The following is an 11,818-nucleotide window of genomic DNA, read 5'->3' as shown; positions in this document are numbered from 1 at the left end:
CACGGGCGCCGCTGCACAGCACGGCGCGGCACGGGTTGAAAATCGTCATCATCGGCGGATTCGGTGTCGGCAAAACGACATTGGTCCGGTCGGTGAGCGAGATCCGCCCCCTCGACACCGAGGCGACGATGACCGATGTGGGTGTCGGCGTCGACGACGCGAGCGGCGTGCCGGGCAAGTCGACCACCACCGTCGCCTTCGACTTCGGCCGCATCAGCATCGACGACGAGCACGTCCTGTATCTGTTCGGCGCCCCTGGGCAGCAACGGTTCTGGTTCCTGTGGGACCGGTTGTTCGCCGGTGCGCTCGGTGCGATCGTGCTCGTCGATCAGCGCCGCATCGCCGACTCCTGGTACGCCATCGACCGCCTCGAACACCAGGGCACACCATTCGTGGTCGCCTGCAACGACTTCGGTGAAGCACATGCCCCCGAGGCGGTGCGCGACGCGCTCGATCTCGACCCGGCGGTCCCGCTGCTGATGTGTGACGCCCGCTCGCGTGAATCGAGCAAACAGGTACTCATCGCCCTGATCGAGCACCTGTATTCTGTTGTCCCACAGGGGGAGACCGTTTCATGAGCACACCGGCAGGCGCCTGCCCGGTCACCGGCGCCGTCCCGCTGAGCGGTCCCGAGTTCCATATCGAACCGCACGAGGTGTACCGGCGGATGCGCCGCGAACACGGCCCGGTCGTCGCCGTCGAACTGCCCGGCGGTTTCCCCGCCTGGCTGGTGATCGGGTATCGCGAACTGCACCAGGTGACCAGTGATCCGGTGCTGTTCCCGCGCGATGTGTCGCTGTGGAACCAGTGGGGGCGGGTGCCCGAGGACTGGCCGCTGCTGCCGATGGTCGGGCGGCCGATGCCGTCGATCTACTTCACCGCCGGTGCCGAACACCGCCGCCACCTGGCCATGGTCGAACCCGCGCTCGACGCGGTGGACCACTTCGAATTGCGCCGTGCCTGTGAGGAACTCGCCGATCAACTGGTCGACCGGTTCTGTGGGCGTGGCACCGCCGACCTGGTCGCAGAATTCGCCGAACCGCTGCCCGTGCTCGCGCTCGGGCGCATCCTCGGCCTGCCCGACGCCGATGCCGCCGACCTGGCGCTGACCATGAAGACCCTCGCCGACGGCGGCGCCGACGCCCAGGCCGGGCACATGCGTTTCGCCGAGCACATGGCCCGCCTCGTCGCCGCCAAGAAGGCGCGCCCCGGCGGCGACCTCACCTCGTTGATGCTGGCCGATCCCGAGCCGTTCACCGACGAGGAGTACATGAACGACCTGATGGCGATCGCCGCCGCGGGTCACCTCACCACCGCCGACTGGCTCGGCAGCTCCATGCGGCTGATGCTCACCGACGAACGGTTCGCCGCCGCGCTCGGTGGCGGCAGGCGCAGCGTCGGCCAGGCCATGAACGAGGTGCTCTGGGAGGAGGGGCCGACCTCCATCCTGGCCGGTCGCTGGGCCGCCCGCGATACGCGCCTGGGCGACCGCACCATCCGCGCCGGGGACATGCTGCTGCTCGGCTTGGCCGCTGCGAACCTCGATCCGCATGTGCGCCAGTCGTTCTCCGACGGCGAGACCGTGCCCACCGGCAACAACGCGCACTTCGCGTTCAGCTACGGCGAATACCGCTGCCCGTACCCGGCGCAGCAGATCGCCGAGATCATCGCGCGAACCGGGATCGAGGTGCTGCTCGACCGGCTCCCCGATGTCGACCTGGCGGTTCCGGCCGACCAGCTCACCCGGCGACCTTCGGCTTTCCTTCGGGGCATGCAAGCACTGCCCGTTCGTTTCACCCCTGTTCGACCCGTCGGAGGTTTCTCGTGAGTTCGCAATGCCCTATCGCCATCGACCCCATGGTCGGTGATCTCGCGGGGGAGACCGCCCGACTACGTGACGCGGGGCCGATCACGCGGATCGACCTGATGGGTGTGACCGTGTGGACCGTCACCGACCACGCCCTGGCCCGCCAGCTGACCACCGACACCCGCCTGGTCAAGGACATCAACGCCTGGAAACTGTTCGCCGACGGCGTCGTGGGCAACCAGTGGCCGCTGATCGGGATGGTCGACGTCGACCGCTCGATGTTCAGTGTCGACGGCGCCGAACACCGCAGGCTTCGGCTCAAGACCGCGCAGGCGCTGGCCCCGCGCCGGCTCGAGGAGCTGCGCCCGACGATCGAGGCGCTCACCGCCGAACTCCTCGACGACCTCGCCGCGGCCGGTGCCGACGGCACCCCGGTGGACCTCAAGCAGGTGTTCGCCTACCCGCTGCCCATGCGCGTGGTCGGCGACTTGATGGGCGTCGCCCGCGAGGACCACGCCCAGCTGCTCGACTGGTACAAGAAGTTCTTCTCGGTGATGACCCCGCAGGACGAGCGCCTGCGCGTGATCGGCGAGCTCGACGTGTACTTCACCGACCAGGTGCGCAAGAAGATCGCCGATCCGGGCGACGATCTCACCTCGGCGTTCGTGGTGGCGGACGAGGGCGGCGAGGCGCTCACCGAGGAGGAGGCGATCGGCAATATCAAGGCCCTCGTCGCCGCCGGGCACGAGACCACCGTGAGCCTCATCGTCAACACCGTGCGCGCGCTGCTCAACGAACCCGAGCAGCTGGCGAAAGTCCTTGCCGGGGAAGTGGACTGGAAGCAGGTCATCGAGGAGTCGCTGCGCTGGGACGGGCCCGTCTCGCACCTGCTGATGCGGTTCGCCACCGAGGACATCACGGTGGGCGAGACCGTCATCGAGAAGGGCGAGGGTGTGGTGATGTCCTACCGTGCCGTCGGCCGCGACTTCGCCGTGCACGGTGAGACCGCCGACGAGTTCGACGTGACCCGCTCGACGGCCAACCGCCACCTCGCCTTCGGCTACGGCCCGCACATCTGCCCCGGTGCGGCTCTGTCGCGGCTCGAGGCGGCGATCGCGCTGCCCGCGCTGTTCGCCCGCTTCCCGAATCTGCGCCTGGCCGTGCCCGACAGCGAACTCGGCAACCTGCCGGTGCTGACCCAGAACGATCTGGCCGCCTTGCCGATCACCCTGAACTGACCGGCGTCGCGTCGCGCCCGGTGGATCGCTTCACCGGGCGCGACGCACTGCTTCACAGACCCAGATCGCGGCCGATCAGTTCCTTCATGATCTCGTTCGAACCCGCCCAGATCTTGGTGACCCTGGCGTCCATCCAGGCCCGCGCCACCCGGTATTCGCGCATGTAGCCGTAGCCGCCGTGCAGCTGCACGCAGGCGTCGAGCACATCGTTCTGCACCTGCGCCGACCACCATTTGGCCTTGGCGGCGTCGACGGCCGACAGCTCACCGGTGGTGTGCGCGGCGAGGCACTGGTCGATGAAGGCCTGCGTGACCTCCACCTTGGTGACCAGCTCGGCGAACAGGAATTTGTTGTACTGGAAGCTGCCGATCTGCTGCCCGAAAGCCTTGCGCTCCTTGGCGTATGCCAGCGTCTCGTCCAGGATCGCCGCCGCATGGGCGATATTGGAGGCAGCGGCGCCGATGCGTTCCTGGGGCAGCATCTGCATCATCGTGATGAAGCCGCGGTCGAGTTCACCCAGGCGGTTGGCATCGGGGACGCGCACGTTGTCGAAGAACAGCTCGGCGGTGTCGGATTCGGGCTGGCCGACCTTGTCGAGTTTGCGGCCACGGGTGAAGCCGTCCATGCCGTTCTCCACGACGAACAGGGTGATGCCCTTGGCCTTCTTCTCCGGGCTGGTCCGGGCGGCCACGATCACCAGGTCGGCATTGAAGCCGTTGGTGATGAAGGTCTTCGAGCCGTTGATGATCCAGTCGTCGCCGTCGCGCACGGCGGTGGTCTTCAGCGCGGCCAGGTCGGAACCGCCCGAGGGTTCGGTCATGCCGATGGCCGTGATCAGCTCGCCCGTGCAGAACTTCGGCAGCCAGCGCCGCTTCTGCTCGTCGGTGGTCAGTTCGACCAGGTAGGGGGCGCACACGTCGAAGTGGATGCCGAACGACGACGAGATCGCCGCACCGGCCTTGGCCAGTTCCTCGCCGAGCACCGCGTTGAACCGGTAGTCACCGGCATCGCTGCCGCCGAATTCCTCCGGAACGCCCAGCCCGAGATAGCCCAGTTCGCCTGCGGCCAACCAGGTTTCGCGATCGATCGCGCGCTGTTCGATGAACTTCTCGGCCTTGGGCTCGATCGACCGCTTGACGAATTCGGCTACCGAGGCACGGAAGGCCTCATGGTCCTCGGTGTAGAGGGTGCGCTTCATTCCTACAGTGTACGAATGGCGCGTGGGCCGATGTCAACGCGAACGCGAAGCCTTGTCTCCGGACACGAAAAAGCTCCCCGGTCGGTGGACCGGGGAGCTCATCTGTAGCCCCGACGGGATTCGAACCCGCGCTACCGCCTTGAGAGGGCGGCGTCCTAGGCCGCTAGACGACGGGGCCAGAACAACAGCTCACCTCGGTGAACCGCGCGGGTCATACGATAGCCCACGACCGGGCGATCGACCAAAACGGGGCGCGGGAAACCGTCCATCGGGGCGGGCGACGACTTCGCCGTGGCTGCCGGACGGTTTTCAGTCGTCGGGAAACGCGAGCTCGACGACCTGGTCGGCCTCGAGCAGGAAATAACCGAGGAAGGTGACCCCGTCCTGTTGCGCGTCGAAACGCGCGATGCGGACATGTGCGGGCTCGTAGAACACGTCGCCGGGGCGCAGGATCGTTGCCGGTTCGCCTTCGATCTGGTAGACGGCGGAGCCGGATTCGATGCTGCCGAAGACCGGTCCGTTGTGGACGTGGAGGCCACCGGCGAAGTCGGGGGCGAGCGTGATGCGCCGGATTTCGACCCGGTGCAGGGTTTGGGGGGACGGCAGCACCTGGTCGAGAAGGGTCGTGCGGACGACCGGGGCAGTGCCGGTTTCGGGGGTCGGGGCAGGCATGACGGTGGTTACTCCGTTCCAGTCGAGCTGTGCGTGAGTAGGCCGAGGATTCCGGTGATCGCGTCGTCGAACCGTTGTGGATCGTCGGCCGCGCGGGCGAGGACATAGGCACCCTGCAAGACGGCGACGATCGTCTGGGCCGTCGTGTGCGGGTCGAGCGCGAGTTCGCCCCGCTCCCGCCCTTCTTCGAGCACCCGCGCGAGCCGGGTTCGTAGCCAGCCGAATGTCTCTTCCACCGGTTCGCGCAGCGCGGCGGTCGACATGACGTCGGGATCTTGGGTGAGTCGCCCCATCGGGCAGCCCCGCAACACGTCACGTTCACGGCGCAGGAACGCCTCGATCCGCGCGTGAGCCGTGCCGTCGGCGGACAGTTCGGCGTCGGCGGCGGCCCGTAACTCCTCGGCGCTGCGGCGGATGGCGGTCAGCGCCAGATCCTCCTTGCCCGCGAAATGGTGGTACATGCTGCCCTGCCCTGCTCCGGCCCGCTGCTGGATCGCCTTCGGGCTGGTCCCGACGTACCCGCGCTCCCACAACAGCGACCGAGTGCTCTCGATCAGGCTCTCTCTGGTGCTCACCCGGCCACTGTACATACCAATAGGTACAGGCAGTGCATCAACTCGTGCCGCGGAAGGGAGTGCACTTCTCGATGCACGGCTCCGGCTCGCGAGACTCAGTGGCGCAGGTGGTGGTTGACCTGGTCGATGGTGGGGTGGAGGGTGGAGCGATGGCCGGTAAAGAGGTGTGGGGTGGGGTCGAGATGTCGAATCTCGATCAGACGTTGTTCGACGGTGCCGAGGCCACCAAGCGGGATCTGGTGGCGTATCTCGATGTGATGGGGGAGCGGCTGGTTGGGGTGCTGCGGGGGCGGCCCTTGTCGGTGGTGCGGGTGCGGCCGGGGCAGGAGCCGTTCATGCAGAAGAATCTGCCCAAATACACGCCGGAATGGGTTGGGCGCACGACGGTGTGGGCGGAGAGTTCGCGGCGGGAGATCACCTATGCGCTGTGTGACGACCTGCGGACGCTGCTGTGGTTCGGGAATCAGCGTGCGGTTGAGTATCACGCGACCTTGTTCCTGGCCGAATCAACGCCCGCACCAACGCATCTCGTGCTGGATCTCGATCCGTCCCCGGGGCAGTCGTTCGCCGACGCGGTGGCTGGTGCCCGGCTGATCCGGGAGGCGCTGGCGGCCGACGGGCTGGCGGGGGCGGTGAAGACGAGCGGGTCAAAGGGGCTGCATGTCTTCGTACCGGTCGTCGACGGTATCGACGTGGAGGACGCGGCCGCGGCGACCCGGGCGGTGGCCGCGCGGGCCGAACGCATCGATCCTGCCGTCGGGACAACGGCTTTCATCCGTGAGGACCGCCACGGGAAGGTGTTCCTCGATGCCACGCGTGCGGGCGGCGCCACCGTCGCGGCGGCCTACAGCCCGCGCATCCGTCCGGGCGTCACCGTGTCGTTTCCGCTGAACTGGTCGGACCTCGACGATGTGACGCCCGCGGACTTCACCCTGCGCACCGTGCCGGACCTGCTCGCCGACGCCGACCCGTGGTCGACGGAAATGCCGGAACCGCAACAACTCCCGGCGGACCTGATCGCCGAAGGCCACACCATCCCGGTCGCCCGGGTCCAGGCGATGCACGAGGGCAAACGACGCGCCCGCGCCCGTCGCGCGGAATGAGAATCAGACCGGAGTGAGCGTCGCCGCGCCGAAGGAGACGTGGAACCGCTCGCACCAGATGCTGACCGAACGCACCGAGGACAGATCGGTTCCGGCGGGTACCTCGTAGTTCTGATTGCCCTCGTTGCCCTTCAACGCACCGAGATCGATATGGGTGCCGTCGTCGAAGTTGTGCCAGTCGTCGGGGATCACCGGCTGATCGGTGAGCCATACCCGCAGGGCGGGGCCGTCGGAGGTACGCAGGTCGGTGATCCGCACGACCACGGTGCCGTCGGCAGTGTGCTGCAACACCACGGTGCCCGAGGTGTCGTGTTCGTGGGAGAGGAACGTGCCCTGGGCGAGCAGCGGCGGCGGGGCGCCGTCGGCGGCGACCACCGGGGCCTCGTCGACCGTGACCGTGGTGAACAACCGCCACGGCTGAAACAGATACAGCCCCACCGCCACCGCCGCGACCAAGCCGATGGTGAGGACACTGAACAGAACCCGGCGAGCGGACATGATGCCTCCTTCGAGGTCCATCATTCTCCGTCCGCCCGCCGGGCGCAGCCTTCGATCAGCTACCGAGAGCGGCCACGCCGGCCTGCGCGAACTTCTCGTCCAGATCGCCGCTCGGCGCGCCTGCCACACCGATGCCCGCGATGGGCGCGCCCTTCGACTTCACCGGGGCGCCGCCACCGAGGAAGAGGGTGCCGTCGATGTCGGCCAGGTGGGGTGCGGACTCGAGCCGCTTGGTGAGCTCGCTGGTCGGTGCGTTCCACGAGACGGAGGTGAACGCCTTCTGCTGGGCGGCGTCGTAGGACTGCGGGCCCGCGCCGTCGCCACGCAGGGTGACGATCACATTGCCGTTGCGGTCGACCACGGCCACGCTCACCCGCTGGTTCTCCTTGGCGGCCGCGTCTAGCGCGGTCTGGGCGGCCTTGGTCGCGGCGGCGACCGACAGGTGCGTGCTGGTGGCCAGATTGTTGTCGGCGGCCTCGACGACGACGGGGGTGCGGGTGGCAGGGTCGGGATCGGCGGCCTGCACGGTGACGACACCGACGACGCCCGCGCCGACCACAGCGGCGGTGGCACCGGCGACGATGAGACGGTTACGGGTGCTGAACTTGCTGGTCATTGCTGCTCCTGAGCATTTCTCGGCCGTCGGATCTGCGGCGCGGCCTGGTGATATCCATCCTGTTCGCCCGGCGGCTCCCGCGAATCGACGGTGTGGCTGGAGTGCGCGGCCGGATCGGACGACACCGTGGTCAACCGATCGGATGACCCGCCGGGCCCCGGCGCCGGGAGAGAATGCCGAGGAGAGGAGGTGGCCGCATGGACCTCGGTGACCAGCGCGAGGACACCCGTCTGCTCGCGATCATCGTGCACAGCGCGTTCTACGTGTTGCTCGCCGCGTCGCTGTTGCGCTGGCTGATCCGGCACAGCGAGACCCGTTCGACACCGCTCATCGTCGTCCTCGCGGTGGCGCTGGCGGTGCTCTACGGGCTCAGCGAGTTGCGGGAGTCGCGCCGGCTCGTATGGTTCGCGGCGCTGGTGCTCACCTGGTCGGTGCTGGTGGTGCTCGCACCGAGTTTCGCCTGGTGCGCGGTGCCGTTGGTGTACACGGGCCTGCGCATCCTCTCCGAGCGCACCGCGGTGACGCTGGTCGTCGTGCTGACCGCGCTGGTGGTGGCCAGTCAGGTGCGCATCGCGGGCTGGCTCGATCCGAACCTGGTGCTCGCGCCGCCCGCGGTGGCGGCCGTGACCACCGCGCTGTTCGTCGGTATGCGCAGGCAGGCCGCCCGGCAGGCGGCGCTCATCGACGATCTCGTGCGAACCCGTCAGGAACTGGCCGACACCGAACGACGTGAAGGCACCCTGGCCGAACGCGAACGGCTCGCGATGGAGATCCACGACACCCTCGCCCAGGGTCTGTCCAGCCAGCGCATGCTGTTGCAGGCCGCCGACCTGGTCTGGGATACCGACCCGGGGCTGGCCCGCACGCATCTGCGCTCGGCCGCCGAGATCGCCGAACGTGACCTCACCGAAGCGCGCCGCTTCGTCCACGATCTCGCCCCCGCCGACCTCGCCGCGGGCGGGTCGCTGGCCGCCGCCCTGACCGCGCTCGCCGACCGCGAATCCACCGACACGCTGACGGTGCGATGCCATATCGAAGGTGCGCCGGTGCCGCTGCCGCAGCGCGTGGAAGCCACGCTGCTCCGCATCGCCCAGGGCGCGCTGGCCAATGTGCGCGAACACGCGCGGGCGAGCACGGCGACACTCACGCTGACCAGCCTCGACGACCAGATCGTTCTCGATGTGGCCGACAACGGACGCGGCTTCGATCCCGGCGACGTCGGCGATCCGGCCGAGCATCGCGGTCACGGTCTGCCTGCGATCCGGGCGCGCGTGCATCAACTGGGCGGTACCTGCGCGATCGAATCGGCGCCGGGGGAGGGGACGGTGCTGTCGGTGTCGATCCCCTTGGCCCCGGTCGTACCGGGCGATGCCCGCTAGCATCGGCCGTTATGACCACCACCGTGCGCCTGCTGATCTGTGACGATCACGCGGTGGTTCGCGCCGGCCTGCACGCCCTGCTGTCGAGCGCTCCCGGAATCGAGGTGATCGGGGAGGCCGCCGACGGCCCGGCGGCCGTGGCGCTGGCCGGGCGCCTGCACCCGGATGTGGTGCTGATGGATCTGCAGCTCGGCGGCGAGATGGACGGCGTGGCCGCGACCAGGCTCATCACCGCCCAACCGGCGCCGACACCGCACGTTCTCGTGCTGACCACCTACGACACCGATGCCGACATCACCCGCGCGATCGAAGCGGGCGCCACCGGATACCTGCTGAAGGCCGAACGCCCCGAGGAACTGTTCGCCGCCATCCACGCGGCCGCGAGCGGGCAGACCGCATTGTCGGCGCCGGTCGCGGCCAAGGTCATGGCCAAGATGCGCAACCCTGGGCCCACTCTCACCGCTCGCGAGCGCGACATCCTCGGAAAATTGGCCGAAGGCCTCGGAAACCGGGAGATCGCCCGCGCGCTGCACATCAGCGAGGCGACGGTGAAGACGCATCTCGGGCGCATCTACGACAAGCTCGGCGTCGATACGCGCGCCGCAGCGGTGGCCGTGGCATCGGAGAAGCGGCTCCTCGCCTGAGGAGCCGCGGCCACTACTCATACAAAGGGTTGCCCGAATTGCTCGGAAGAAACGTGAGCGGGCCCACTAAATTCCTGTGAGGCCGCTCACAAATGGCCGCCTGAAACACAGTTCTGTGATTACGGATTTATCACGAACGACCAGCGGTGAACAGCGTACGTTTGGACAAACTTTGCTACATAAGCGTCCGTGATCGGTGCGTGATCTTCCGTTGCCAAACAGCTACATTCGATCACGGCTTGAACAACAACCCGAGCCGAATCGAATCGCAGAACGCCGCAAAGCCTGCCCCGCGATTCGAGGATCCCCGACATACCTGTGGGGCAGGGACGCGGTAGTTCGAATACCGAGTCGGTGGGCGCAGGCAGGAAATGCTTATGTCTTTCAATCGCAAATTCACCACCCGTGCCCTCGGTTTCGCCGCTGTCGCCGGTGCCATGATCGCCGTTCCGGCCGGTCTGACCACTGCCACCGCTTCGGCGAACAACTGGGACGCCGTGGCGCAGTGCGAGAGCAGCGGTAACTGGGGTATCAACACCGGTAACGGCTACTACGGCGGTCTGCAGTTCTCGCAGAGCACCTGGGAGGCCTACGGCGGCACCGGCACGGCCGACAACGCCAGCCGTGAAGAGCAGATCCGCGTCGCCGAGAACGTGCTCGCGGCCCAGGGCCCCGGCGCCTGGCCGACCTGCAGCGCCTACCTGTAGGTACGCCGCGCAATAAAGACTTTCCTTGTCGGGAAACGGAATACCCGCTATTCGAAGCACACGTCGAATAGCGGGTTTTTTCGTTTATGCGGAATCCAGGCGATATACCGTGAGCGCGGCCGCGAGCATTCGTGAATCCTTGGGATCGGCCGGGTCGAGGCCGGTCAGGTCGGCGATGCGGCGCAACCGGTAGGTGAAGGTATTGGGGTGGACATGAATCCGTCGCGAGGCGGTCTTCCGATCGGCTCCGTACTGCAGATGCGCTTCGAGTGCCTCGACGAGATGCGGGCTCGACAGCAGCGGAATCACGCGCTGCGCCAACCGCTCTCGCGCCGGGCCCGGGCGGGTGAGCTGATACTCGAGCAGCAGATCGTCGAGGCGGTAGCACCCGCCGGGTTTACCCCGGAGCCGAGCCAGCTCCGTCAGTTCGCTCGCGTCTTTGGCGGCGGTGGGAATGTCGTCGCGGGCCACCTCCGAGAACTCCGCGAGGTACACCGGAACCCCGAATTGTTCGGCCAGTCGCGTGGCGAGCTGGTCGAAACGCGCGGCGTCGAGGACATCGGCCTCGGAGCGGCTCAGCAGGGCGATGCCGCTGGTGCCGTCGAAGGTGGCGGGGGTGGTCGTTCCGGTCAGCGCGTCGAGGGCGCGCTGCAATACCCGGATGCGGCGGCGCGTCAGCAGGTTGGCCGCGCTGCCGGTGCGCGGCTGCTCGTCGAGGTGGATCGCGAGCACCGTGTACTGCTCGGCCAGAATCGTGTCGGCCCGCGCCGCGAGTTCCTCGGCCGGTAGCCCGCGCACCAGCGCCGAGCACAATTCGCGCCGTGCCTCGCGTTCGGCGTGGTAGATCGACTGCTCCACCTCGGTGTAGGTCTCGACCACGGTCATATTGATGTGGCGGAGCAGGTCGAGCAGCCGGCTGAACACGTGGATGAACTCGAACATCTCGCTGGGCTCGGCCTCCGCGGAGGCCGCCGCGAGCAGCGACTGCGCCGATGCGTGAATGGCGTCGATGAGCAGCGGCAGCGGCAACCGGTCCTCGGCATGACGCTCGGCGACCGGGGCCACGAACATGGCCACCTCCGACTTGGTGAACTCCCGGTTCGAGGCGATCGCGTCGAGCACCGCCCGGCCGCAGGCATAGATGGTCGGCAGCACCTCGGCGGTGAAGTGGCCGGCGGGCAGTTCGGCGGGGGCTTTGGCGGCGAGTCCGTCGGCGAGCATGCGCTCGGCGATCTGGGGCCAGCGACTCAGCAGGCGAGTCGTCAGATCGGGTGACGCGGACGTGGCTTGTTCGGCGAGCATGCCTGGAATTGTGTCCCAAGACAGGGCGAAAGTGGGCGCTCCAGTCGGCTACGACGAGAACTTGGTTCACGAGACAAGA

Annotated in this window: 12 protein-coding genes, 1 tRNA gene and 1 pseudogene; 7 read left to right on the top strand and 7 right to left on the bottom strand. The window is 67.8% G+C overall.

What is annotated here, in order from left to right; all coding sequences use genetic code 11:
• Nucleotides 1-11: 11 nt before the first annotated feature.
• The 3 genes from ACWEVR_RS30170 to ACWEVR_RS30160 are packed head-to-tail and all read left to right on the top strand — an operon-like array spanning nt 12 to nt 3,045.
• On the top strand, nt 12-578 hold the full coding sequence (locus ACWEVR_RS30170) for a GTP-binding protein (protein WP_452469753.1): 567 nt from the start codon (nt 12-14) through the stop codon (nt 576-578).
• On the top strand, nt 575-1,828 hold the full coding sequence (locus ACWEVR_RS30165) for a cytochrome P450 (protein WP_452469717.1): 1,254 nt from the start codon (nt 575-577) through the stop codon (nt 1,826-1,828). The genes ACWEVR_RS30170 and ACWEVR_RS30165 overlap by 4 nt, the downstream gene beginning before the upstream one ends.
• Nucleotides 1,825-3,045: a cytochrome P450 family protein gene (locus ACWEVR_RS30160; protein WP_452469716.1), complete on the top strand. Its 1,221-nt coding sequence runs from the start codon at nt 1,825-1,827 to the stop codon at nt 3,043-3,045. Before ACWEVR_RS30165 ends, ACWEVR_RS30160 begins: the two co-directional genes overlap by 4 nt.
• Nucleotides 3,046-3,097: 52 nt before the next feature.
• On the opposite strand, the gene ACWEVR_RS30155 is transcribed toward ACWEVR_RS30160, so the two are convergent.
• From ACWEVR_RS30155 to ACWEVR_RS30140, 4 genes are all read right to left on the bottom strand, one after another.
• On the bottom strand, nt 3,098-4,243 hold the full coding sequence (locus ACWEVR_RS30155; protein WP_067637106.1) for an acyl-CoA dehydrogenase family protein: 1,146 nt from the start codon (nt 4,241-4,243) through the stop codon (nt 3,098-3,100).
• A 105-nt stretch (nt 4,244-4,348) separates the two neighbouring features.
• Nucleotides 4,349-4,421 (bottom strand) — tRNA-Glu (locus ACWEVR_RS30150).
• A gap of 131 nt (nt 4,422-4,552) precedes the next feature.
• Entirely contained in the window at nt 4,553-4,915 is a 363-nt protein-coding gene (locus ACWEVR_RS30145; protein ID WP_452469715.1) for a cupin domain-containing protein, read from the bottom strand.
• Between the two features lie 8 nt (nt 4,916-4,923).
• The gene (locus ACWEVR_RS30140) at nt 4,924-5,490 is read right to left on the bottom strand and encodes a TetR/AcrR family transcriptional regulator (protein ID WP_452469714.1); all 567 of its coding nucleotides are present in this window, start codon (nt 5,488-5,490) and stop codon (nt 4,924-4,926) included.
• A gap of 149 nt (nt 5,491-5,639) precedes the next feature.
• On the opposite strand from ACWEVR_RS30140, the gene ACWEVR_RS30135 reads away from it, so the two are divergent.
• Nucleotides 5,640-6,593: a DNA polymerase domain-containing protein gene (locus ACWEVR_RS30135; protein ID WP_452469713.1), complete on the top strand. Its 954-nt coding sequence runs from the start codon at nt 5,640-5,642 to the stop codon at nt 6,591-6,593.
• 3 nt (nt 6,594-6,596) lie between these two features.
• Here ACWEVR_RS30135 and ACWEVR_RS30130 read toward each other — a convergent pair whose 3' ends face one another.
• Together ACWEVR_RS30130 and ACWEVR_RS30125 are read right to left on the bottom strand one after the other, a co-directional pair.
• Nucleotides 6,597-7,091, bottom strand: a complete 495-nt coding sequence (locus ACWEVR_RS30130) for a DM13 domain-containing protein (protein WP_452469712.1) — start codon at nt 7,089-7,091, stop codon at nt 6,597-6,599.
• A gap of 55 nt (nt 7,092-7,146) precedes the next feature.
• Nucleotides 7,147-7,707, bottom strand: a complete 561-nt coding sequence (locus ACWEVR_RS30125; protein ID WP_452469711.1) for a GlcG/HbpS family heme-binding protein — start codon at nt 7,705-7,707, stop codon at nt 7,147-7,149.
• Between the two features lie 197 nt (nt 7,708-7,904).
• Between ACWEVR_RS30125 and ACWEVR_RS30120 the strand changes: the two genes are divergently transcribed.
• From ACWEVR_RS30120 to ACWEVR_RS30110, 3 genes and pseudogenes are all read left to right on the top strand, one after another.
• Nucleotides 7,905-9,086 (top strand): sensor histidine kinase, encoded by a 1,182-nt coding sequence (locus ACWEVR_RS30120; protein WP_452469710.1) that lies wholly within the window; start codon nt 7,905-7,907, stop codon nt 9,084-9,086.
• Nucleotides 9,087-9,097: 11 nt separating this feature from the next.
• Complete coding sequence (locus ACWEVR_RS30115; RefSeq protein ID WP_067637097.1) at nt 9,098-9,730, top strand: response regulator; 633 nt, start codon at nt 9,098-9,100, stop codon at nt 9,728-9,730.
• A gap of 377 nt (nt 9,731-10,107) precedes the next feature.
• Nucleotides 10,108-10,434, top strand: a pseudogene (locus tag ACWEVR_RS30110) (transglycosylase family protein); the annotation flags it as partial.
• A gap of 87 nt (nt 10,435-10,521) precedes the next feature.
• Here the strand turns inward: ACWEVR_RS30110 and ACWEVR_RS30105 are convergent.
• A complete protein-coding gene (locus ACWEVR_RS30105) occupies nt 10,522-11,739 on the bottom strand; it encodes a PucR family transcriptional regulator (RefSeq protein ID WP_452469709.1) in 1,218 nt (405 codons plus the stop codon).
• Nucleotides 11,740-11,818 lie beyond the last annotated feature (79 nt).

The sequence above is a fragment of the Nocardia sp. NPDC003979 genome, from assembly GCF_053605015.1.
Note: the sequence above shows the minus strand (reverse complement) of the source record. Positions and strands in the feature narration are given on the sequence as shown.